We start from the raw sequence: 23,183 nt of genomic DNA, 5'->3' as shown, positions 1-23,183 counted from the left end.
CACAGATGGCATCCAAATTTATATTTTGAATTTTGCTAAATCGGCTTCAAGAGCTTCGGCAGCGCGTTGCACTTCACTGGCATTTTTTTCGATTCCGTTATTTTCTTTTGCGATATGATGCGATTGTTGGGACAGTTCCTGAATGGTCGCAACAATTTCTTCAGTACCAGCCGATTGTTCTTCTGTGATTGCTGCAACAGAGTTAGCCACTTCGTCCACATCCATTATCTGAGTTAAAATTGCATTTAATAGACGGCTGGTTTCGTCAACATGGTCATAAATTTCAGTGAACGTTTTGCTGGCTCCACCAACTAGTTGCGCACTGTCCTTAATGCTTTCGGCACTTTCCGAGCTCTTTTCAATCGTACTTGTCACTTGACTGTTCACTTCGTTAATCAGTTCAGAAATGCCTTTTGCCGATTCCGAACTGCTTTCTGCTAATTTTCGCACTTCGTCAGCCACTACGGCGAATCCTCGTCCAGACTCTCCCGCACGCGCTGCTTCAATACTGGCATTTAATGCGAGCAGGTGCGTTTGAGCAGCGATACCACTCATGACATCGACGATCTTGTTAATTTTATGATTCGACGTTTCGATTTCAGAAATAGTCCCGATTAAAGAAGCTACAGTCTGCTCTACAACTGTCATGGACGCATTGATTTGATCCATATTCATTTTCCCTTGTTCGGAAACAGAAACGGTCTCCTGCATATGTGCTTTCGCTTCCGAACCTTTGCTGCTCGTTTCCGAAACAACCGTCGCAAGCCCGGTCGCGTGTTCAACCATTTCAAAAGTTGATTTAGCCAGTTCTTCAACAGCCACACTCAGTTGTTCCATAGAGAGTGATTGAATATCAGTCGATTGTTGCACGTTCACAACGACACTGCGGCTTTCTTGCGACTGATTTCTCAAATGCGCTGCTGTATCAGTAATACCACCAAGCATCTGGCGCATCGTTTCTACAAACACACGCAAACGTTCTCCCATGACGGTAATTTCATCGTTATTTTTGGGTTCGATGACAACGGTAAAATCACCCTCTGTTATTTGCACGATGTGAGACGTTAATTCATTAATCGGACGTATGATGAAATGAACCGTTCTTTCAATAACCACCATTAACCCAATAATAGCAACCAAAGCAATAATCATAATAGTATTTCTCAATCCATTTAATTGGCTCACAACTTCGGAACGTGGGACATAAGAAGCCAATACCCAGCTCGTATTTGCGATTGTCTGAAGATTAGCTAAATAAATGTCCGTTTCAAACGTCTCTGTCTCTTCACTCGCTATTTTTTCAAATATACTTCGGAACAACGGGTCTTCACTCTCTTCCGAAATTACCGTTGCAATATAATCCGGGTTGCTATGAGCGATAATCGTATTCGTTTTCGCATCCACTAGCATCGCTGCACCCGTTTTCATTAGTTCGATTGCACCAATCATATCCGATACTTCGGTTAAGGCAATATCAATGGCCGCAACGCGCGCGAGTCCTCTTGCCGTGTTCAAACGTGTGGTTGCACTCACCACATATTCTTCAGAAATATCATCTAAATAAGCTGCACCAAATGTAAACGTCTCATTATCAATACCTTCCTGATACCACTTCCGGGATCTGAAATCATAATCCGCATCCGGAACCCAACCAGAAGGATCAATATAATTACCTGAACTCTCTCCTATATAAATCCCATTCGGGTAGCTCTCATTTCTGTTTAAAGATGTTTTTAAGTACGCCATTTCGCTTTCTTCATCAAAAGAAACCGTTTTCAGTGTATTTCGTGCTTCTTCTAAATAAGAAAAAATACCTTGTGCCCATGTTTCAACCTTGCTGGCACTAGTGGCGGATTCTGATGCTACCATTTTCATTCCGTAATCGATAATAATTTTTTCAGATGAATTAAAAGTAAGGAACAGTATTGTGACGACGGCTGTTGCGATAGTTGGAATAATAATTGCAATTAACTTTGCTTTGATACCAAATTTTACTGTATGTGCTTTACGAGTTTTTGACTGCCTTTTTTTCACTTATTAGTACCTACTTTCCTTAGTTTGAGTTAATCTATTTATCGGATTAAGACGGTAAAAAGTTAAGGTTGAACACTTATAAAAATTTCTTTTAAATAAAAAAAGCTTTTCATGATTTTTTGCTTATATATATATGAAAGGAGATTTTTAAGATGAAGCCAAATACGTTAAGAGTGATGGAAGCTTTAAACGGACGCTTAACATTTAACGATGAGCAGTTCCGTTATTTGCGAAACATGCAAGGTGGATACAATGGTGAGTGTGAATTTGTTGCGGTGATGGAGGATTTAAAATGCCCCCATATTTTGCAGCGTGATTTGTATTTTGAACCGAAGTTTTCGGGTCCGATACAGATCGATTTTTTGTTGCTGATTGGGAATACTGCGGTTATTTACGAAGTTAAAAATTATTCCGGCGTGTGGCAGTATTCGGAAGAAGCGTATCGCCAAAAAGAATTCGAGCGCGCCAATCCCCTCATTCAGTTAGCGCGAACGAAGCAGAATTTCAAGGCATTGCTGCGGGAGCTGGGATATACGCACGTAACTGTGGATGCGGTGGTGTTTCATGTCGGTACTACCTTTACGTTGCTCGGCGCGCCGGAGAATCGGAATGTCATTTTACCGACCCAAATTCAGGAACACGTGACGAAATTAAATCAGTACCAGTATGATGTGTCGCAGTCATTAGTTGATCTGGCCGGTCAGCTGGAACTTGCGGTGCGCGTCGCACCGCCGTTTACAAAGATGATTCCGGAGTATAGCTTTGGATCATTGAAGAAGGGATTAAAGTGTGAAGCATGTGCTGGATTTGTCGAGCAGTTTTCGCAACGGATTTGCCTCTGCCCGTCATGCGGCCACAAGACTAACCGCGCCGATGCTGTCGAGGCGGCCATCACAGACTATGAATTTTTATTCTCGGATCGGAAGTTGAGTGGTTCTGTTTTGGCAGAGTGGTGTGGCGGTTTGATTTCGCAGTCACATATTCGAAGTGTTATCAGGATGAGAAACGCTGACTCAAACCGAAAATAACTTCTGAGTCAGCGTTTTATACAAAAAACGACGGCTCAAACCAGAAATAACATCTGAGTCAGCGTTTTATAACAAAAACGACGGCTCAAACCAGAAATAACATCTGAGTCAGCGTTTTATAACAAAAACGACGGCTCAAACCAAAAATACCATCTGAGTCAGCGTTTTATAACAAAAACGACGACTCAAACCAAAAATAGCATCTGAGTCAGCGTTTTATAACAAAAACGACGACTCAAACCAAAAATACCATCTGAGTCAGCGTTTTATAACAAAAACGACGACTCAAACCAAAAATAGCATCTGAGTCAGCGTTTTATAACAAAAACGACGGCTCAAACCAAAAATAGCATCTGAGTCAGCGTTTTATAACAAAAACGACGGCTCAAACCAAAAATACCATCTGAGTCAGCGTTTTATAACAAAAACGACGGCTCAAACCAAAAATAGCATCTGAGTCAGCGTTTTATACTAAAAAACCTGTCCCCTGGTTGTTGGGGACAGGTTTTAGTATTTTATTCTGAGCGTAATGCTTCTACTGGATCTTTCTTGGCTGCCATTCGAGCGGGGATTAGTCCAGCGATGACTGTCAACACTAAGCTTACAAGGACTAGGAAGGCTGCACCTTCAATTGGTAAGGATGCGATGCCTGAAATACCAGTCATATTTTTAATAATGACACTGATTGGAATATTCAGTAACGCTGTGATACCAATTCCCAATAGTCCAGAGAACAAACCAATGATAAATGTTTCCGCATTAAATACGCGGGAAATATCACGCTTGGATGCCCCTACGCTTCGCAGGATTCCAATTTCTTTGGTACGTTCTAACACAGAGATGTATGTGATAATTCCGATCATGATGGAAGATACCACTAAAGATACTCCAACGAACGCAATCAGAACATAGCTGATAATATTAATGATAGATGTAACAGATGACATGATTGTTCCAACTAAGTCACTGTAAGTAATGACATTTTCGTCGCGACCTGCATCTGTTTCACGTGTGTTGTAATCGGAAATAATTGCTTCCAGATTATCTTTTGTTTCGAAATCTTTTGCGTACAGGTTAATCGCAGATGGTTTTTCTTCATCTACAGCTGCTAAGGTTGCCAAGTTGCTTTCGTATGTGGCGTTGAAATTGTCTTGGTAAGTATTCAACAATTCTGCCAATTCCACTTCGGAAAGAGTCGCCATATATGCGCGTTCTTCGTCTGACAATGCTGCGAAATCAAATTCTTCGTTGGCATTTTCTGGGAATTCCAGACCTGTGAAAACGTTGATTTCGGGATTATTGATTTGTTCTTCCACAATCTCTGAACCATTTACGGCTTGCATGATATGTTCTTTCAATAAGCTTGTGTAGCCGATTGAACCTGTTTCGCCGGTAGTAACAGCTTCCGGATTCGGACGCATGATTCCTACGATTTCCATGTCTTCGCCGTTTGCAACTACTTCATCCACAAACGCTTGATCATCACTGCGGTTCGCCCACAAGTTGTTTTCTTTTTCATAAAGGTCGGTATTTAATACTAATTTAAATGTCATGCCTAACAACTCTTCATTGGAGTAAGTCGGAATGTCCGATAGTTCATAATCTTTGCCTTCCAAAATGGATTGGAAACTTTCACTTAATTCTTCCTGACTCAACAAACCTAATGAATAAAGCATATAGTCACTGACGCGGTTATTCTCATCAACGATTAAAATAACTTCGTTAAAAGATTCAGGCCAACGTCCGCTTACTGTATCATACTGGCTCTCCAACAATTCTTGATTATTCAATAATTCTTTCCAAGAATCGACACCAGATGCCCCCATCATTCCGCCGCCACCCATTGCACTTTGCAACGGATTAGAGGTTTGAGCATCCATCGCTTGACCCATGCCAATTGCATTCATAACATTCGAAGGATTTACCTGCACAACACCATCGACACCATTCTCGTTGAAAATGTTAATCGGAATATTGTAGCTGTACTGAATCGCATTGATGTTCTCTTGAACAGCTGCGTCTTCTTCCAAAAATTCTTTGAAGGCAGTTAAGTTATTTGAATCTTTGCGACTTGCCAATGTAGCCAATACATCGGTCATAATCGGTGTCCCTGCGACTTCGCCCTCTTCAACTTCGTCCAACTCTTCCGTGTTGACACCCATCAAGGCACCCATAATCATTCCCATATCTAAAGTTGATTCTTCAATCGTTAAAGGATACGAAGACAAGGTATCTTCTTCAATACGAGCAATATAATTTTGCACACCGTTTGAAAGGGACATAATTAAAGCAATACCAATAATCCCGATGCTTCCTGCAAATGCCGTTAACAGTGTTCGCCCTTTTTTCGTCAATAAGTTATTGAAACTCAAACTCAAAGCTGTAAAGAAGGACATGAATGTCTTATCATTTTTCAAAATCTTACTGTCGCGTATTTCGATTTCGCTCGCTGGATTGGAGTCGCTGATGATTTCACCATCCAAAACTTTGATAATACGCGTAGAATAATCTTCTGCCAACTGCGGGTTATGCGTTACCATGATAACTAAGCGGTCTGCCGCAATTTCTTGCAACAATGCCATGATTTGCAAACTCGTTTCTGAGTCCAATGCTCCGGTTGGTTCATCCGCCAAAAGGATTTCTGGATCGTTAATCAAAGCACGGGCAATTGCCACCCGTTGCATTTGTCCACCTGATAGTTGGCTCGGACGTTTCGTAACATGGTCCTTCAACCCAACCTTTTCCAATACTTCGCGCGCGCGTTCACGACGCTCATCTTTGGAAACACCAGACAATGTCAAAGCTAACTCGACGTTTGACAAGACACTTTGATGCGGAATTAAGTTGTAACTTTGGAAAATAAAACCGACAGAGTGGTTACGGTATGTATCCCAGTCACGGTCTTTATACTCCTTGGTTGAACGATCGTTAATCAGCAAGTCGCCTTCTGTATAACGGTCCAACCCGCCAATGATATTTAGTAATGTTGTTTTACCGGATCCACTTTGACCCAGAATCGAAACAAATTCATTGCTGCGGAATTTTAAGTTGATTCCTTTTAGCGCTTGGACAACTTGGTCGCCCGTTCGATATTCTTTTGTAATATTTTTTAACTCTAACATGCTCTCTCACCTTCCAGAATAGTCTCTGCCAATCACGCTTATCTTCGAACTATCTACTAATAGTGTACACCAAAAGCCCTCATTATTATTTAATATTTGCTTAATAACACTTTGTAAGCCCTTTTATGTTTTAATGGGTTCAAAATTGCACCTGAGAAACGCATGTGATATATTGAAGATATGAAAGTTATCTTGAATGAAAAATGAGAGAAAGAGGGATGCCCATGGGTAGAGGAGGAGGAGGCGGTGGTCGCGGCGGTGGCGGCGGCTCGTTTGGCGGTGGCGGTGGTTTCCGTGGCGGCGGTGGCTCGTTCGGTGGTAGCCGTGGGGGTGGCGGTCGCAGTAGTTCAGGTGGTCGCGGCGGTGGCTCATTCGGTGGCGGCTCTGGTAGCAATCGTGGTGGAAGTTCCTGGGGTGGCGGCAGTTCATGGGGGAGACCCATTCGAACTGGTCCAATCTTTGTAAATACAGGACGAAGACATTATTCAAATCGCGGGCCAAATTATCCAGGCGGTGGTGGCGGTGGTGGCGGCAGCGGCTGTGCACCAGGTTGCGGAACAGCGGCACTCGTTCTTATTGTATTAATGGCAGTCTTTATCTTCTTGGCTAATGTCGGTAATGGCAGTTCAGGCGGTAGTAATTCTGTAGCTCCTTCAACAATTGAAAGAGAAGCGCTCCCTTCAGGTGCAGTTAAAGAAACAGCCTATTTCACCGATGAAGCAGGCTGGATTACAAATGATGGGCAATTAACAGATGGTTTAAGACATTTTTATAACGAAACCGGTGTGCAACCTCATTTGTATATTACAGAGGAAATTAACGGTTCTGAAAGAGCCAGCATGGCAGAAGTTGAGACATTTGCAAATGATTTGTACGATGATTTATTTACAGATGAAGCTCATCTCCTGTTTGTCTTCTATGAAGGTGTACCAAATGAATACATTACCTATTATGTGACCGGTACACAGGCCAAGCAAGTCATTGATGCCGAAGCAGGAACAATCTTACTAGATTACATTGATCGAAACTACTACGACAAAAGTTTGACCGACGAACAGTTCTTCAGTCGTTCATTCAAAGACGCAGCTGATCGGATGATGGAAGTAACCACATCACCTTGGATTCCAGTCTTAATTATAGTAGGACTTGTCGGCTTGGCAGGTATTTTATTCCTATGGTGGCGGAAACGCAAAGAACAAGAAGCAATCGAAGCAAAACGGACTGCGGATATCCTGAATACACCAATTGATACATTTGGTACAGATTCCCCGGCCGACGACTTAGCAAAGAAATACGAGGATAAAGAATAATAAAATGAAATATTTTAGGAGGAAACGAATTATGTCAATTTTAGGACGCTTTTCAGATATTATCAGTGCAAATGTAAATGCTGTGATCGATCGCATGGAAGACCCGGAAAAAATGATTGATCAATATCTCCGTGATATGATGGAAGATTTAGCAGAGGTTAAACAAAATACTGCTGGTGTAATGGCAGAAGAAACACGTGCCAAACGCGAAGTAGACCAAAACGAGGCCGAAGTTAATAAATACAACGAACTTGCTAAGAAAGCTTTAGAAGCTGGCAACGAAGATGATGCCCGTATTTTCCTCTCTAAGAAACAAGAAATCGAAAGTGTTGGAGCTGGTCTCGCAACGAGCTATGCTTCTGCACACGAAAATGCAGTGAAGATGCGTCAGATGCATGACAAGTTAGCGAAAGATATTGAAACACTTCGTCAACGTCGTTCAATGATTAAAGGTAAGATGTCTGTTGCCAAAGCACAAGAAAAACTGAACGATGTTTCTGAAAACGTGACACGTTCTGAAAGTGCAATGGGTTCATTCAAACGTATGGAGGACAAAGCAAATCGTATGTTGGATGAAGCAAACGCAATGTCTGAGTTGAACTCTGAACCAGTTGACAGCGCAAAAGCTTTGGAAGAAAAATACGCTTCTCAAACTTCTGCAGCTGTTGAAGACGAATTAGAAAGATTGAAAAAAGATTTAGGTATGTAAGCAATTCCCCATTTAGGAAGGGCCAGGACAATTCGTCCAGCCCTTCCTTTTTTATTTAAATATTTTTAAAGAAATCGCTTGCAATAATCTTTGCGCAAATGTATAATTCATTATGAAAGTATGTATAGACAAAGTAAAGGAGTTGCTTAGATGAATTACAAATTTCCAGCTGACTTCTGGTGGGGTTCTGCAATAAGCGGACCGCAAACAGAAGGAACAGTTGACGGTGACGGTAAAGGAAAGAGTATTTGGGATCACTGGTATGAAGAAAGCCCGGAGCTATTCTTCGATCAAGTTGGACCTGGTGAAACTTCAGATGTCTACAACCGTTACAAAGAAGATATTGCTTTAATGAAACAAACTGGTCATAACTCACTACGGACATCCATTCAATGGAGCCGTTTGATTCCTGATGGTTCAGGTGAAGTAAACCCCGAGGCAGTTGCATTCTACAATGCTTACATTGATGAATTGATTGCGAACGATATTGAACCATTCCTTAATCTTTACCACTTTGATATGCCCTTAGCACTACAAGAGAAAGGAGGATGGGAAAGCAAAGAAGTTGTAGAAGCATACGTTGCCTACGCACGTAAGTGTTTTGAATTATTTGGTGACCGTGTTAACAAATGGTTCACGAACAATGAACCAATCGTACCGGTTGAAGGTGGTTATTTATACAAATTCCACTACCCAAGTATTGTGGACATGAAAAAAGCAGTGCAAGTTGCTTATCATGAAAGCCTAGCAAGTGCGAAAGCTATTCAAGCGTATCACGAAATGAATCTCGGCGGACAAATTGGTATCGTGTTGAATCTAACACCAAGTTACCCACGTGATGAGAATGATCCGGAAGATGTGAAAGCTGCAAAACTTGCTGATGCATTTTTCAACCGTTCATTCTTGGACCCTGCCCTACGCGGTGAGTTCCCTGAAGATTTGGTCGAATTATTGAAAGAACTGGATTACTTACCTGAATATACGGCTGAAGAATTAGAGATTATTAAAAACAACACTGTGGACTTATTAGGTATTAACTACTACCAACCACGCCGTATCAAGAAAAAGGAAAGTACTGAAAGACTGTCTGACAAACCTATGCCAGATGATTACTTCGATAACTACATTTGGCCAGAACGTAAAATGAATCCATATCGTGGTTGGGAAATCTACGAAAAAGGGATTTATGATTGCTTGATAAACGTACGCGATAACTATGGAAATATTCCATGTTTCATTTCCGAAAACGGAATGGGTGTAGAAGGCGAAGGTCGTTTCATTAATGCTGATGGCATGATTGAAGATGATTACCGCATTGAATTCCTGAAAGATCACTTGTCATATGTACACAAAGCAATTGAAGAAGGTTGCAATGTTAAGGGATACCATATGTGGACATGCATGGATAACTGGTCTTGGACAAACGCATACAAAAACAGATACGGTTTTGTTTCCGTCGATTTAGACAACAACAAAAAACGTACCATCAAAAAGAGCGGCCATTGGTTTAAAGAAGTCGCAGATAATAACGGCTTCTAATTTCTAAAATGAGAAAGGAAATAAAAAAATGAATAATTTCATTGATAAACTAGCGGAGAAATTAACTCCGTTAGCAGCAAAATTAGGCTCTAACCGTTACTTAACAGTATTACGTGATGCATTTATGCTTGCTTTCCCATTGACGATGTTTGGTTCCATCGTTGTCGTATTAAACAACTTGCCATTTTTCAGCGACGATCTTAAAGGTACATTAAACGGTTTGTTCGGAAACGGTCAAAACGCAACAATGTCCATCATGACACTATTTATTGCATTTGGTATCGGTTATTATTTAACAAAATCCTATGATGAAGACGGCGTATTCGGTGGGGTTGTCTCACTTGCTTCCTTCTTAATCTTAACTCCTTTCAACCTTACTACTGCTGATGGCGTAGAAGTCGGTGGCGTTCTTACATCAGACCGTCTTGGTGCAAAAGGTATGTTCATCGGTATGCTTGCTGCTTTCCTAGCTGCTGAAATCTACACACGCGTTAAGAAAAAAGGTATCGTAATCAAAATGCCTGAAGGTGTTCCTGATGCTGTATCTCGTTCATTTACATCATTAATCCCTGCTATTGCGACATTGTCAGTATTTACATTGGTTAATGCTTTCGTAAGTGGCGCTTTCTCTACAAACTTGCATGACGTTATCTACAAGTTTATCCAACAACCACTTACTGGTTTAGGAAGTAGCTTGCCTGCAACATTGCTAGCTCTTCTATTAACTCAAATGCTTTGGTTCTTTGGTTTACACGGTCAAGTTATCATCAACTCCGTTATGGAGCCAATCTGGCAAGCACTTGCATTGGAAAACTTGACTGCATTTGAATCAGGTCAAGATTTGCCACATATTATTACTAAATCATTCATGGATACTTTTACAGTAAGCCTTGGTGGTACTGGTATGACTTTGATGGTTGTTATCTTGATGGCATTCGTAATGAAGAGTAAACAAATGAAAGAAATCGGTCGTCTAGCTATTGGACCTGGTCTTTTCAACGTTAACGAGCCTGTTATCTTTGGTCTTCCAATCGTATTGAATGCAGCAGTTGTTATTCCTTGGGTATTAACACCGCTTGTTGTTACAACATTCAACTACTTCATGATGTATTCAGGTATCTTCCCTGCAACAACAGGTGTTATTGTTCCTTGGACAATGCCTTTGTTCTTCAGTGGTATGATGGCAACAAACTCAATCATGGGTGGGGTTCTTCAATTAATCGACGTTGCTATTGTAGCAGCAATCTGGTTCCCATTCTTGAAAGCACAAGACAAAGTAAACTTGGCTTTCGAAGCAGAATAATTACTCATTTCAAAAAAGGACAACTGACTATTATATCAGTTGTCCTTTTTTTGTAGACATTGTTTTACTAAGTATAGACATTATTGTATAATAGAGCAAACATACTCTGTCTCTTGGGGGGATATACTTGAATAAATATGAAGAAATAGCAAATGAACTCAGACGCCGCATTGCCGAAAGCGAATATGCTGAAGGTGAAATGTTACCGGATCAAATCGCATTATCAAAAGAATTTAATGTTAGCCGCATGACCCTAAAGAAAGCCATCGATATCATTGCAATGGAAGGTCTCGTTTTCCGTAAAAGAGGCGTCGGAACCTTCGTCCTTAAAAGTGCTCTATGGAATACCAGCGACTCAAAAATTGACGACTATACTGGTCTTTCAAAACAATTCCCAAACAAAAAAGTAGAGAGTAAAATTATTCTCTTTGATATTGTTTTCCCATCTAAAGAACTACAATCTTTGTTGATGATTGAGGAAAATGACCCTGTTTACCATATTAAACGTCTACGAATTATTGATAACAAACCGTATATTTTGGAAGAGACTTACTTTGTAGCTGGTTTAGTTCAGCAATTAACGGAAGAAACCATCTACGCTTCTATTTACGAATATATCCAACAGACATTGGGACTCAAAATCGGCGGTGCTTATCGTAAGATTCATGCGGATCTGCCTAATGAATTGGATTTACTTGAACTGAACTGCACGGAGAGTACACCGATTCTGGAAGTCGAACAAGTTGTTTATCTGACAAATGGTACGCCATTTGAGTATTCAACCTCACGCAGTCGTTACGACACGCGTGCGTATACTATTACCGATATTATTAAACAGTAAAAGTAAGGGACTTAATAACTATAGAAAGGGAGCATGCATCTGTTGGATGGGTGCTTCCTTTTTTTGTAACCATTTTTTAAGTTATTCGAGATGAGACGGAAATGCCCTGCGGCCGGGGAATACCAGCGTTTATTTCCAAATATGAAATTGACCGTCAGTTCTCTGTATGAATGGTGTGGAAACTCATGTGCCAAACAAAGATTCAGCAATGTTTTAAAGGCTAACTTCATAGCACAGGGTAAATACCGAGGAACCTACTTTTTATAATCAGTTGGGACAGAAAATCCGTCGACTAACTGATTGTAAAGCTGTTTACATCGAGTTCAACTAGGAAATTCGGCCACCAACTGATTGTAAAGCTGTTTACATCGAGTTCGACTGGGAATTCCAGAGACCAACTGATTGTAAAGCTATTTACAGCGAGTTCGACTGGGAATTCCGGCCACCAACTGATTGTAAAGCTGTCAGCGATTCATTTCTTCATATATAAAGTCTAAAAGGAACTGGGAAATAACTAGCTAAATTAGAAAAAACCGTCATATCTAGGAAGAATAACCCTTGATATGACGGTTTTTTAATTACTCAGATTATAAAAAAGTGACTTTTTCCCAGCCCCACAAACTATTTTGTTTATTTAACTGTCTACTTTAGTAGCTTACGGATAGGATATGCGTTTAGAAGTTTTGGATCTAAACGCCTTTTTTCCCACTCTCTTACTTCTATTCAAACGGATAAACGAGTCCCCAGTCTTTTCTGGCGACGTCCATTATTTCTACAACGTCTGCGGTCAATGTCAGGGTATGATTTTCTTTTTTCGCGAGAATCATCTCGGTAACATTCGCAACTTCATAATTCAGTGCCTCAGCGGAATCACCTGCTTTAATGGTCTGCTGTTTGCCATCGTAACTAGTAAAAGTCGCTTCCGTAGCACGCGGATAATCCATAATTGTAAAGAAGCCTTTTTCAAAAGCAACAATCCCCTGTTTCGGCATTTTCGCACGGAATGTTAAGGAAACAGTTGCCATTTCCTGCTCTTTATTCCGTAAGATAATGGCCGATGTTTCATCCACGCCTGACTCATGTAGATTTCCCATAGTTAAAATTTCTGTAGGCGTGCTGCTCAAGAAATAACGGACGAACGACAAGGCATAGGTTCCGATATCGAACAAAGCCCCGCCTGCCAACTCTTTGTTGAAATAGTAAACAGATGGGTCTGTTTCTTTAAAGCTGCCAAATGACGCTTGAATCATTTTAAGTGGACCCAAATCATTTTCTTGAATCCATTCTTTTAATTTCCGATACAGCGGCATATTAAAAATCGTCATGGCTTCCGCCACATAGAGTTGTTTTTCTTTAGCTAACGCCATGATTTCTTGCAGTTGTTTGCCATTTATAGTAATCACTTTTTCACACAGGACGTGTTTACCTGCATGGAGAGCGGCTTTTATTAATTCGTAGTGATGATTATGCGGAACAGCAATATATACCACATCCACATTTGCATCATTTAAGGCTTCTTCGTAGGATCCAAAATAATTAGGAATCGCATACTGCTCGCAAAAGCCCTGTGCTTTTTCTTCATTACGAGATGCCGCTCCGTAAAGCGTCGCCTTCTCTGCTTCGAAGGCTTTAGCGAATGAGTTAGCAATTGTTCCGGTTCCTAAAATGACCCAATTTAATTTCTTCACAGTCTTCGCCCCTTTTATAGTTGTTGATTCGCTAAAATAAGTGCACCGGTGATACCGGCGTCGTCTTCCAATCCAGGCAGTACTAAGTATGAATCGGATGCAGGTACAGGCACGTAATCACCTAATAGTGTTTCAAAACTCCGTTTCACTTTGTTTAAAAGACCTGGTACCTTCATAACACCACCTCCTAAAACAATGCGCTCCGGACGTAAAATAACCGTATACGCCACAATTGCTTGACCTAAGTAATAAGCGATATAATCCCAAACGGCATTGTCTGGATCGACATCTTTACCTGCTACTCCCAGACGGCCATCGATTGACGGACCTGCCGCCATCCCTTCCAAACAGTTGCCATGGTACGGACAAAAGCCCGCATAGTGGTCATGCTCATGCGGTTTTACTAAGAGATGTCCCATTTCTGGATGACCAATACCTTCCAGAATACGGCCGTCAACAATCGCACCGCCACCGACGCCCGTTCCGACTGTCAGATACAACATATTCGTCAATCCTTTAGCCGCTCCAAATATAGACTCTCCTAACGCAGCCGCGTTTACGTCCGTCGTCCAGCCCATCGGTACATGATAGCGGGCTTTCATCGCTCCAATAAAATCAAAATTTTTCCAAGCTAACTTTGGTGTGGAAAGGATGTAGCCATACTTTCCAGAAGCCTCATTTACTTCAATCGGTCCAAATGATCCAATCCCGATTGCTTCAACTTCATATTTATCAAAAAATGCAAAGACATGTGCCAATGTCTCTTCCGGAGTCGTGGTTGGAAAGGAAACCCGTTCAATAACTTGGTTTTCCTTATCTCCGATTGCACAAACAAATTTTGTTCCGCCAGCTTCAATTGCGCCTACTAACATTTTTCCACTCCTTATCTTTGGTTGTTTCATTTATTATAACGTGAAAGATCTGAGATTCAAAAAAAGAGCTAGAGCGTTTCTGCTCCAACTCCTCTTGTTTTATACTTCTTAGTTTAATTTTTCCAAGGCTTCAGTTAGAACTTTTTCGCCCTTCATCATGCCGTAATCTTGCATATTGATGACGTCAAGTTTCGTTGATGAACCTGCTAACTTTTCTTCGAATTGTTTGTGCATATATTTAACTTGAGGTCCAAGTAAAAGGATGTCGATATTTTTGCTTGCCAAGTTTGCATCTGCATCAGAAGCTGATACAGCAAAGATTTCAGCGTCTACGCCTTTTTCTTCTGCTGCTTTTTTCATTTTAGATACCAACAAACTTGTACTCATTCCAGATGCACATACTAACATGATTGTTTTATCAGCCATAATTATTTACTCTCCATTCTTTTATATACTTCAATTATTTCTTTTGCTAAGTCTTTAAATGCTATTGCTGTCATTAAATGGTCTTGTCCATGAATCATTAGTAAGGATACTTCAACAGCTTCTCCAGAAGCTTCTTGCGTCAATAATCCTGTTTGCGAATGATGCGCTTCCACTAATGCTTGCTCAGATTCTTTCAGCTTGTTGTTAGCGGATTCAAAATCGCCCGCTTTGGCAGCTTCAATCGCTTCGATTGCTTTTCCTTTTGCGTCGCCACCGTGCATAATAAGTTGCATAATTACTTCAAGATTTTTAGGTTCTGACATTGTCTTACTCCCTTTTAATTTGTATAGACATACATTATTTTATGATTAGCCTTTTCGTATCACAACCCTATAATAACATATATTTTTACAAATTAAAACACTTACATTCCATTTAATACGCATTTCTCAAAAAAACACTTCCTCAAGACGAGGAAGTACCTTTTCGTTCTTATCCGCGGTATCTAAGTGCCAAACCTTTTAAGAAGTTTCTGACATAGCGATCGCCACATTCTTTATAATTCCGATGCCCTTCTTTTCGTAAGACGGCACCTAACTCACTTTTTGAAATACGTGCTTCGACGCTATCCAAAATTTCTAACATATCGTCTCCTGTTAGCGAGAGTGCAATTTTCACTTTTTTCAACAGTAAGTTATTAGCATTTCCGTGGTGAAGTTCGAATTTTGGCTCAGGTGCGCCTTCTTGTACGCCTCTTTGCGACGTAATCATTCCGTTCAAGAAACGCTCAAATGTTTCGTCAGCCAATTCCTTTTCATAAACGCCCTCTTCATCGCGCTTTGTCATGGCACGTACCTGTTTTTTTGTTACGGTTGCACCGCCCAAACGAAAAATTTCTACCATATCATTATCTTTAATATTCAACGCATAACGTAAACGTGTTAATCGATCATTATTATCCATATTTAGCACCTTCCATTTCTCTCATATTATAACAAATTTTCTGCTATACTACAGTGACAACATAAGAAGAAAGAGTGATTTCTATTAAAACAGGTGTAACGGATTATCAAATTACCGAACCAACAACCCTTTTACCATTTCTGATTGAAACGCATGCCCATTTAAGTCGTAATGCCGTTAAAGCTATTTTGACGCGCGGCCAAGTTGCAGTCGACGGCAAAAAAGTAACCCAGCATAACCACCCGCTAGCTATCGGTCAAACGGTCAGTGTCATGAATAACAAGACAGCAATGATTAAAACAGCTCTCAAAGGCATTCGTATCCTCCATGAAGATGATTCTATCATCGTTATTCATAAAGATGCCGGCGTCCTCTCAATGGGAGACCGCAGCCAGGCGGAAATGACAGCGTATCGTCAATTAACGCAGTATGTAAAAGAAACCAATAAAAACAATCGCATTTTTATTGTACATCGATTAGACCGTGATACATCAGGTGTGATGCTCTATGCGAAAACTGAAGCCATGAAAGAGGCTTTGCAACAGGATTGGCATACAATCGTCAAGGAACGTATTTATACGGCGCTTGTCGAAGGTGAAGTCGCGGAAGCAGAAGGAACCATTAAGTCTTGGTTAATGGAAAGTAAAGCGATGAAAGTCCATTCTTATAACTATGATAATGGCGGAAAATATGCCGTTACTCATTGGAAAAAAGTACGTAATAACAAAGATTTTTCTTTATTGGAAGTGGAACTGGAAACAGGCCGCAAGAATCAAATCCGCGTCCATATGGAATCATTGGGACATCCTGTCGCCGGCGATAAAAAATATGGTGCGTTGCGTAATCCTCTAAAACGTTTAGGCCTGCATGCGACGACACTAGCCTTTATTCATCCAACAACTGGGAAATTAGAACGTTATACTTCTAAAGTACCCAAAGAATTTATGACACAAACAAAATAACAGATTAAAAAAGTAACCGGCAATCAGAGATTTTTTAAGTCTCTGATTGCCGGTTTTTCGTTAGATTTCAATCGTGGGGTTTGAAACCGTTACTTCAAAACGATTTCCTTTTACACCAAAATACACTTCGCAACGTTCTTGGAGTGCCTGCATGGCTTCTCTTGTTTTGGGAATCATGTCCGCGTCGACTGCTTCCATCAGGAGAATCGCATGCGTGGTTTTTTCCGTCAGCATGGTGCGTTGCGCGTCACGCCAGTTCAGCGACCGACAAATCGCCCCTTCTTCATCATAGTAAATAATTTCTTCGGGCAAAGCAGGTGAATCCGCCTCGTCGCCCAGTGCACGAAAGCTTTCGCCACCCTGTGCTTTCCCAAGAATCATATCACCTTTCATCGTATCCAAATCCTCACCACCGCAAGGAACGGCATACGTCAAGGAGACACTGTTGTAAATGTCTACCAACGGATTAATCGGCGTGAATGTCCGGTCCTGATCAACCCGTTTCAAAAGCGCCTCAATGGATGAACGGGCACCCTTTTTCGTTTTGAATTTTTTGTACGCATCCCGCCACGTTTGAACAACAGCATTTTGCGAGAATACATCCTCTGTCAGGTATTGCTTACTCGCCATTTTTGCCTCTTCCAACATCTTTGAAAAATCCGTATTCCCTGGGTTATTATTAATCCCTTTTAGTACGAGAACACTGATTTCTCCTTCAGGAAATACTTCCCAGAAACTGGGTGATACTTTAAATTGCATCGTTAAACCTCCTTTTAATGTAAGCCTTATCAAGTATAGTGTAGCATATTATCCAAACAACCTATACTAGCCAAGTAGATCCTATATCCGAATATCTGCATTGTAGACGTCGCCTCCGTCTACTCTTTTTGCTAATCAGTCAAGCTCATCCTTAACAATTCGATGTAGCGTATCGCTGTTACGCTCAAGGTATGGAAATCGTTAGTAATATAGCCGATTTCAATCTCTTCATCCGTTTCTAAAGGAACAGCGACGATATCCTCACCATTTAATTCTTTATTCAAATTTCCGGAACTGATGGTGTAGCCATTTAGACCAATTGCTAAATTAAATAAGGTAGCACGATCCGTCACAATAATGGATTTTGGTGAGGGATGATCGGCTAATACTTCTTCCCAGTAGTAAAAGGAATTGTATTTACCTTGTTCGAAACTAAGCTTGGGATAAGGCTCTAAATCCGCCAATGTAACAGATTGCCGATTGACCAAAGGGTGTTTTTTAAAGACAAAAAGATGCGGATGTGCTGTTTTCAATGGATGGAAGGTTAAATGTTGCTCCTCGAGTTTTGTCGTGATGACCCGGTGATTATAGCGACTACGGTACAGGACGCCAATCTCACTCTTAAGATTTGCCACTTCCTCGATAATATCGTGGGTTCGTCCTTCATTCAGATTGGCTTGATAGCGTTCCGCGTCGATTTCTTTTAATAATTTCACAAAGGCTTCAACTACGAAAGAATAATGATGCGCTGCAACACTAAAAATGCGTTTGGGCGATTCTTGATTCTTATAACGCCGATTCATAAGTTCGACTTGCTCCAAAACTTGGTTAGCGTAGGCAAGAAATTCTTCACCATCCTTGGTCAAAATAATGCCTTTTGCACTGCGATTAAGTATTTGAATATTCATTTCTTTCTCTAATTTAGTAATCGCATTGGATAATGACGGCTGCGAAATATAGAGTTCCTTGGCGGCTTGGGTAATAGACCCCTTCTCCACGACTCGCACAAGGTAGTGTAGATGGCGGATATTCATAGGCTCCTCCTCTTATTCATAGTTTTTTACTATGGATAGCGACTCTTTATAAGTATTATCAATGGTAAGTTTATTATAATACAATGAGAGAACGAAAACAAAACAAGGAGAGATTACATGACATCTAAACGCTTTTTGACTGTTGGTTCATTTTTAAGACCTGCTGACTTATTAGAATATAAAGAAAAAATTGAACACCGCGATGATATTACTTACCCTTTTTACGAAGACTTCAAAGGTTACCGTGAGACAGAAGAGCAAGCTGTCAATCAAATCGTGGCAGAACAAATTGAAGCCGGTTTACCAGAAATTACCGATGGCGAGTTCTCACGTTCGTTATGGCATTTAGACTTTTTCTGGGGATTTGAAGGAGTCCGCCGTTTTATCGCAGATCATGGCTATTTCTTCCAGGAAGAAGCGCATTCCCATACGACGGACTACAATTTCGAAACACGCAAGGACATCGGAATTGAAATCACTGCGCCACTAACTAGCAAAAAACACCCTTTTATCGCCCACTATGTGCGCACGCGTGAATTAACGCCCGACAATGTTGAAGTAAAATTAACGATTCCTTCTCCTGGACATCTGTACGGAGAGCTGACAGGTCGTCCAGAATCTTTCAGCAATGTTTATGCGACTCCGGCTGAGTTAGCGGAAGGGATGAAGGTTGCTTATACCCAGTTCTTCGAACAATTCGCTGCTGTTGGAGGTAAAACCATTCAACTAGACGACTGCGTGTGGTCTCTTTTTGCCAAAGATAATCCAACTGGTTTCCACAATAATCCCGCTATGACTGAAGAAGAGATTGAAGGTATTGCCCTTAGTTTCATCAATTTGAACAATGCTGCAATCGACGCTGCCCATGCGGTAGGTTTGACCGTTTATACGCATAACTGCCGCGGCAACTATGCTTCTCGTAACGCCATGGCTGGTTCTTATGGCGAAGTGGCGAAATTTTTCCTAGAGCGTCAAAACTACGACCGTTTCTATCTCGAGTGGGATGATTCTCGTGCGGGCGGACTCGATGCTTTAAAAGTATTCGAAAATAAACCTAACACAGAAGTTGTGCTTGGTTTCCTATCCAGCAAAACCACAACTTTGGCGGACGAAAAAGAAGTATTGGCTCAACTAGAGGAAGCAACCCAGTATGTGGACAAGGATAAATTATTCCTTTCCCATCAATGTGGATTTGCATCTTGTGACTGCGGAAACGAGCTTTCCTCTGAGCAACAATGGGCAAAAATCAAACAAGGACAAGCTATTGCCTTAGCATTTTGGGGCGAATAAACTTAAAGAGGAGTTCGTGACGTTTGACCGTCAACGAACTCCTCTTTGAGTTATTTATGTTAGCTTAACGCCCTACTGTCCAACCACCATCCATCAAGACCGTTGCGCCGTTCATATAATTTGAATCATCAGAAGCCAAGAATAACGCCAAGTTGCCAATTTCTTCCGCCTTACCCGCACGTTGATCGGGGATTTCCTTCAAGCGCGCTTCTTCTAATCCGTCTGTCATCGGTGTTTCGATGAAGCCCGGCGCCAATAAGTTTGCTTTGATACCTTTTGGCCCAAAGTCATATGCAAGTTGTTTAGTAAATCCTTCTATTGCATGTTTTGTTGTGACATAAGCCGTCCCGCCTACTCCAGCAAAACGCGTTGCTTGTGAACCAACGTTAATAACTGTTCCTGATCCCTTTTCCACAAAAATCGGCATGACTTCTTTTGTCGCCATAAATGGTGCTTTCACATTCAAGGCGATTAAACTATCAAAGGTGTCTTCATCTGTATCTATCACATTTTCATACTTGTCCAAAATACCTGCACCATTATATAGAATATCAATCGTTCCGTATGTATCAACGACTGTTTGAACACTCGCTTTAATTTGCGCGACATCCATCAAATCAACGCTCACAAAAATAGCCTCGCCACCTTTTGCAGTGATTTCTTCGACAATTCTATTCCCATCTTCTTCTGAACGACCGGCAATAGCGACTTTTGCACCCTCTGCGGCAAACTTCTTCGCGCTAGCTTCGCCCAAACCTGACGTTCCTCCATACACTAAGGCGACACGATCTTGTAATTTACTCATTACTTTCATCCTCTCCTTTGTCTGTTCTTTTATTATAGAGGTCTCTGGAAAGCTTTCCAAACAATCCACTTTCTTGATAGAAACGAATAGTCTGCACAACTACGGCGCTAAAGGCTAAACTTGTGCAGACTTCTTACAATAGTCTGCACAACTATGGCTCCAAAGGCTGAAGTTGTGCAGACTATCGGTTTATGCATACTTAAAGAGACACCCCGACTCGGGATGCCTCTTCTTATTCAGGTTAATTATTTTTGAACAGCTTTCCGGCGTGTACGTTCTAAAGATTTACGAATCATGTCTTGCGGTTTTACCGGCTGTGACACTTTCATCGTAATCACTTGCATCGCATGTGGTGCTGCGTCGATATTTTCACCGACCTCGTCCCAAATCTCTTCAATCGTTTCCATATGATGGCGCATGCCCGGTCCGTAAAATTCAACAGTGTCGCCCACTTTAAACTTGTTGCGTTGTTGGATAGTTGCCATTTGCGTTTCTGGATCATATGCTAACACTTGACCAACGAATTTATAACGCGGCAAACGACGACGCTCGCCGAACAATTGCTCATTTTCCGTTGGTGCACCGTAGAAGAAACCAGTCGCCAGCTCGCGTTGCGCCACTTTCCACAATTCATCGACCCAGTCTTGTTGCAGTTCGTAATTTTCTGGATCTTCTAAATAGCTGTCAATCGCTTTACGGTATACATTCACGACCGTTGAAACGTAGTGAATGGATTTCATTCGCCCTTCAATTTTCAACGAATCGATGCCGTTCTCAACGATATCCGGGATGTGCTCAATCATCGATAGGTCAACGGCACTCATCGAAAATGCTTCGTCGATATCTTCGTCTTCTTCGCCTTTTCCGACCAATTCACGATTCCCCGCTGTTGGCAGGTCAAATAAACCATATTTCCAACGACAAGATTGCGAACAACCGCCACGATTCGCATCGCGGTTAGACATGTGATTAGAAAGCACACAACGTCCAGAGTAGGCAATACACATGGCGCCGTGGATAAATGCTTCGATTTCGACGGTCGTATTTTGGCGGATTTCAGCCACTTCTGCCATAGAGACTTCCCGTCCCAATACACAACGTGTCAAACCAGCTTCTTGCCAAAAATTCAAAGTTTCATAGTTTACTGCTGATTGTTGTGTTGATAAATGGATTTCTAATCCCGGTGCATCCATTGCCGCAATCTGCATAAGCGCAGGGTCAGAGACAATAATTGCATCAATCCCAATATCCCGGATCGTCCGGAAAAATTCACCCGCGCCGATTTCATTGTTTTCGTGCGTTACCATGTTCGCTGCGACATATACTTTTGCGCCGCGTTCGTGTGCAAATGCCACGCCTTCAGCCATTTCTTCGAACGAGAAATTCCCAGCTCGACTACGTAGACCATATGCGTCTCCGCCAATATAGACAGCATCCGCACCGTAATGAATGGCCGTTTTTAATTTTTCAAGTGTCCCGGCAGGTGCCAGCAGTTCGGGACGTTTCATTTGTTTCGTCATTTTCAGATGTCCCCTTTTCTATTGTACTTTGTCCGCTGTATAGAGGAAGAAGCCCGTATCCATCTCGCGGTTAGCGGGGTGCGCCTTCTTCACTGCTTCATCCAATGGCGAGATAATTTTATTATCCCATTTATTCATTTTCAGATGACGGCGAGCCTGATCATACGCCTTCACTACCGTTACGAAATCTTCGCCCGGTGTATAAAGGCCGTCGAGGTACCATTTTTTCGCATTTATTTCATACAAAAGTGGTAATTGTTCCATTAAATGTATGTCGTTGTTCGCAAAAACATGTGTCCCATGCGAATCTTGGTAAATAGAATAGTGCGTTTCATCTTTTCCGGGTTCGGAAATGAAAAGGTGACGTTCTTCAAAGTTTAGAGGTTCTTTTCCAATAAAATTAAAATAATTGTCCAATAAATTTCGTTTGCTTTGTTGGATGCACTGGGCACCATAAACTTGTGTCACAACTGGAAGTTCTGCTTTGGAAACCAAATGTTCCAACTCAACATAAGGTACTTCGCGGGCAACTAGAGCCGCAATCGCACCATATTTTTTCCAGAAATTCACTTGTCCACTGCTCGTTGTCAAAACGGAAGCATCGTAAATATACGGGATATAAAGTTCAGGGTCTTTCATAATTTGAATCAGGCCTGTGTCACCCACGAGAAGTTTATCGACCTTCAGTGCCTTCATCCGTTTTAAGTAATCGCGCGCCAACGCAATTTTGTCGTTATGTAAAATGGCATTCGCCGCGACAACAACTTGTTTCCCGTTCGCATGTGCATGTTTTATCAACTTGCCTATTTCCTCGTCTGTCAAATAACCCGGCAGGCGCAAGCCAAAAATCTCTTCTCCCGTAACGACGCAATCTGCACCATTATCAAGGAGTTTTATGCCTTGTTCCAGCGATTCAGTTGTTGCAATCAACTCAATCATCTTTCAACCTTCTTTCATTATTCAGTGCTTCTATCTTAT

20 protein-coding genes are annotated in these 23,183 nt (G+C 41.4%); 8 read left to right on the top strand and 12 right to left on the bottom strand.

Going from position 1 to position 23,183, the window contains the following annotated elements:
* Positions 1–18: 18 nt before the first annotated feature.
* On the bottom strand, positions 19–2,034 hold the full coding sequence (locus G7058_RS07785; RefSeq protein ID WP_166062994.1) for a methyl-accepting chemotaxis protein: 2,016 nt from the start codon (positions 2,032–2,034) through the stop codon (positions 19–21).
* 152 nt (positions 2,035–2,186) lie between these two features.
* Here G7058_RS07785 and G7058_RS07780 point away from each other — a divergent pair, with 152 nt between their 5' ends.
* Positions 2,187–3,062, top strand: coding sequence for a nuclease-related domain-containing protein (locus G7058_RS07780; RefSeq protein WP_166062993.1), 876 nt, complete (start codon positions 2,187–2,189; stop codon positions 3,060–3,062).
* Positions 3,063–3,577: 515 nt separating this feature from the next.
* On the opposite strand, the gene G7058_RS07775 is transcribed toward G7058_RS07780, so the two are convergent.
* On the bottom strand, positions 3,578–6,184 hold the full coding sequence (locus G7058_RS07775) for an ABC transporter ATP-binding protein/permease (RefSeq protein WP_166062992.1): 2,607 nt from the start codon (positions 6,182–6,184) through the stop codon (positions 3,578–3,580).
* 224 nt (positions 6,185–6,408) lie between these two features.
* Here G7058_RS07775 and G7058_RS11975 point away from each other — a divergent pair, with 224 nt between their 5' ends.
* The 5 genes from G7058_RS11975 to G7058_RS07745 all read left to right on the top strand — a co-directional run bounded on the left by G7058_RS11975 (position 6,409) and on the right by G7058_RS07745 (position 11,886).
* A complete protein-coding gene (locus G7058_RS11975) occupies positions 6,409–7,494 on the top strand; it encodes a hypothetical protein (RefSeq protein ID WP_264372312.1) in 1,086 nt (361 codons plus the stop codon).
* Positions 7,495–7,525: 31 nt separating this feature from the next.
* Positions 7,526–8,203: a PspA/IM30 family protein gene (locus tag G7058_RS07760; RefSeq protein WP_166062991.1), complete on the top strand. Its 678-nt coding sequence runs from the start codon at positions 7,526–7,528 to the stop codon at positions 8,201–8,203.
* Between the two features lie 150 nt (positions 8,204–8,353).
* Entirely contained in the window at positions 8,354–9,742 is a 1,389-nt protein-coding gene (locus G7058_RS07755; RefSeq protein ID WP_166062990.1) for a glycoside hydrolase family 1 protein, read from the top strand.
* A gap of 28 nt (positions 9,743–9,770) precedes the next feature.
* Entirely contained in the window at positions 9,771–11,045 is a 1,275-nt protein-coding gene (gene celB, locus G7058_RS07750) for a PTS cellobiose transporter subunit IIC (RefSeq protein ID WP_166062989.1), read from the top strand.
* 127 nt (positions 11,046–11,172) lie between these two features.
* Positions 11,173–11,886, top strand: coding sequence for a GntR family transcriptional regulator (locus G7058_RS07745; protein WP_166062988.1), 714 nt, complete (start codon positions 11,173–11,175; stop codon positions 11,884–11,886).
* 719 nt (positions 11,887–12,605) lie between these two features.
* On the opposite strand, the gene G7058_RS07740 is transcribed toward G7058_RS07745, so the two are convergent.
* The 5 genes from G7058_RS07740 to G7058_RS07720 form a co-directional block, all read right to left on the bottom strand.
* The gene (locus G7058_RS07740; protein WP_166062987.1) at positions 12,606–13,574 is read right to left on the bottom strand and encodes a Gfo/Idh/MocA family protein; all 969 of its coding nucleotides are present in this window, start codon (positions 13,572–13,574) and stop codon (positions 12,606–12,608) included.
* A 14-nt stretch (positions 13,575–13,588) separates the two neighbouring features.
* Positions 13,589–14,446, bottom strand: a complete 858-nt coding sequence (locus tag G7058_RS07735) for an ROK family protein (RefSeq protein ID WP_166062986.1) — start codon at positions 14,444–14,446, stop codon at positions 13,589–13,591.
* Between the two features lie 108 nt (positions 14,447–14,554).
* The gene (locus tag G7058_RS07730; protein WP_166062985.1) at positions 14,555–14,872 is read right to left on the bottom strand and encodes a PTS sugar transporter subunit IIB; all 318 of its coding nucleotides are present in this window, start codon (positions 14,870–14,872) and stop codon (positions 14,555–14,557) included.
* Positions 14,873–14,874: 2 nt separating this feature from the next.
* Entirely contained in the window at positions 14,875–15,195 is a 321-nt protein-coding gene (locus tag G7058_RS07725; RefSeq protein ID WP_166062984.1) for a PTS lactose/cellobiose transporter subunit IIA, read from the bottom strand.
* A 169-nt stretch (positions 15,196–15,364) separates the two neighbouring features.
* Entirely contained in the window at positions 15,365–15,835 is a 471-nt protein-coding gene (locus tag G7058_RS07720) for a YehS family protein (protein WP_166062983.1), read from the bottom strand.
* A gap of 74 nt (positions 15,836–15,909) precedes the next feature.
* On the opposite strand from G7058_RS07720, the gene G7058_RS07715 reads away from it, so the two are divergent.
* Complete coding sequence (locus G7058_RS07715; protein ID WP_166062982.1) at positions 15,910–16,797, top strand: RluA family pseudouridine synthase; 888 nt, start codon at positions 15,910–15,912, stop codon at positions 16,795–16,797.
* A gap of 60 nt (positions 16,798–16,857) precedes the next feature.
* On the opposite strand, the gene G7058_RS07710 is transcribed toward G7058_RS07715, so the two are convergent.
* The gene (locus tag G7058_RS07710; protein ID WP_166062981.1) at positions 16,858–17,556 is read right to left on the bottom strand and encodes a B3/B4 domain-containing protein; all 699 of its coding nucleotides are present in this window, start codon (positions 17,554–17,556) and stop codon (positions 16,858–16,860) included.
* A 131-nt stretch (positions 17,557–17,687) separates the two neighbouring features.
* Positions 17,688–18,590 carry a LysR family transcriptional regulator gene (locus G7058_RS07705; RefSeq protein WP_166062980.1) on the bottom strand — a complete coding sequence of 301 codons (903 nt, stop codon included), beginning with the start codon at positions 18,588–18,590 and terminating at the stop codon, positions 17,688–17,690.
* Between the two features lie 117 nt (positions 18,591–18,707).
* On the opposite strand from G7058_RS07705, the gene G7058_RS07700 reads away from it, so the two are divergent.
* Positions 18,708–19,880: a uroporphyrinogen decarboxylase/cobalamine-independent methonine synthase family protein gene (locus G7058_RS07700; protein WP_166062979.1), complete on the top strand. Its 1,173-nt coding sequence runs from the start codon at positions 18,708–18,710 to the stop codon at positions 19,878–19,880.
* A 64-nt stretch (positions 19,881–19,944) separates the two neighbouring features.
* Here the strand turns inward: G7058_RS07700 and G7058_RS07695 are convergent, their stop codons facing one another.
* The 3 genes from G7058_RS07695 to G7058_RS07685 form a co-directional block, all read right to left on the bottom strand.
* A complete protein-coding gene (locus G7058_RS07695) occupies positions 19,945–20,685 on the bottom strand; it encodes an SDR family NAD(P)-dependent oxidoreductase (protein ID WP_166062978.1) in 741 nt (246 codons plus the stop codon).
* Between the two features lie 245 nt (positions 20,686–20,930).
* Positions 20,931–22,205, bottom strand: coding sequence for a peptidase U32 family protein (locus tag G7058_RS07690; RefSeq protein ID WP_166062977.1), 1,275 nt, complete (start codon positions 22,203–22,205; stop codon positions 20,931–20,933).
* 18 nt (positions 22,206–22,223) lie between these two features.
* Positions 22,224–23,144: a peptidase U32 family protein gene (locus G7058_RS07685; RefSeq protein ID WP_166062976.1), complete on the bottom strand. Its 921-nt coding sequence runs from the start codon at positions 23,142–23,144 to the stop codon at positions 22,224–22,226.
* Between the last annotated feature and the right edge of the window lie 39 nt (positions 23,145–23,183).

The organism is Jeotgalibaca porci, assembly GCF_011299095.1.
GTDB classification, from domain to species: Bacteria; Bacillota; Bacilli; order Lactobacillales; family Aerococcaceae; genus Jeotgalibaca; species Jeotgalibaca porci.
This window is presented reverse-complemented; position numbering and strand designations above follow the sequence as displayed.

Excerpts from the sequence above, each read along its gene's own strand:
- G7058_RS07780 (WP_166062993.1), top strand. The coding sequence starts at position 2,187 with ATGAAGCCAAATACGTTAAGAGTGATGGAAGCTTTAAACGGACGCTTA.
- G7058_RS07775 (WP_166062992.1), bottom strand. The coding sequence starts at position 6,184 with ATGTTAGAGTTAAAAAATATTACAAAAGAATATCGAACGGGCGACCAA.
- G7058_RS11975 (WP_264372312.1), top strand. The coding sequence starts at position 6,409 with ATGGGTAGAGGAGGAGGAGGCGGTGGTCGCGGCGGTGGCGGCGGCTCG.
- G7058_RS07760 (WP_166062991.1), top strand. The coding sequence starts at position 7,526 with ATGTCAATTTTAGGACGCTTTTCAGATATTATCAGTGCAAATGTAAAT.
- G7058_RS07755 (WP_166062990.1), top strand. The coding sequence starts at position 8,354 with ATGAATTACAAATTTCCAGCTGACTTCTGGTGGGGTTCTGCAATAAGC.
- celB (WP_166062989.1), top strand. The coding sequence starts at position 9,771 with ATGAATAATTTCATTGATAAACTAGCGGAGAAATTAACTCCGTTAGCA.
- G7058_RS07735 (WP_166062986.1), bottom strand. The coding sequence starts at position 14,446 with ATGTTAGTAGGCGCAATTGAAGCTGGCGGAACAAAATTTGTTTGTGCA.
- G7058_RS07730 (WP_166062985.1), bottom strand. The coding sequence starts at position 14,872 with ATGGCTGATAAAACAATCATGTTAGTATGTGCATCTGGAATGAGTACA.
- G7058_RS07725 (WP_166062984.1), bottom strand. The coding sequence starts at position 15,195 with ATGTCAGAACCTAAAAATCTTGAAGTAATTATGCAACTTATTATGCAC.
- G7058_RS07720 (WP_166062983.1), bottom strand. The coding sequence starts at position 15,835 with ATGGATAATAATGATCGATTAACACGTTTACGTTATGCGTTGAATATT.
- G7058_RS07710 (WP_166062981.1), bottom strand. The coding sequence starts at position 17,556 with ATGCAATTTAAAGTATCACCCAGTTTCTGGGAAGTATTTCCTGAAGGA.
- G7058_RS07705 (WP_166062980.1), bottom strand. The coding sequence starts at position 18,590 with ATGAATATCCGCCATCTACACTACCTTGTGCGAGTCGTGGAGAAGGGG.
- G7058_RS07700 (WP_166062979.1), top strand. The coding sequence starts at position 18,708 with ATGACATCTAAACGCTTTTTGACTGTTGGTTCATTTTTAAGACCTGCT.
- G7058_RS07695 (WP_166062978.1), bottom strand. The coding sequence starts at position 20,685 with ATGAGTAAATTACAAGATCGTGTCGCCTTAGTGTATGGAGGAACGTCA.
- G7058_RS07690 (WP_166062977.1), bottom strand. The coding sequence starts at position 22,205 with ATGACGAAACAAATGAAACGTCCCGAACTGCTGGCACCTGCCGGGACA.
- G7058_RS07685 (WP_166062976.1), bottom strand. The coding sequence starts at position 23,144 with ATGATTGAGTTGATTGCAACAACTGAATCGCTGGAACAAGGCATAAAA.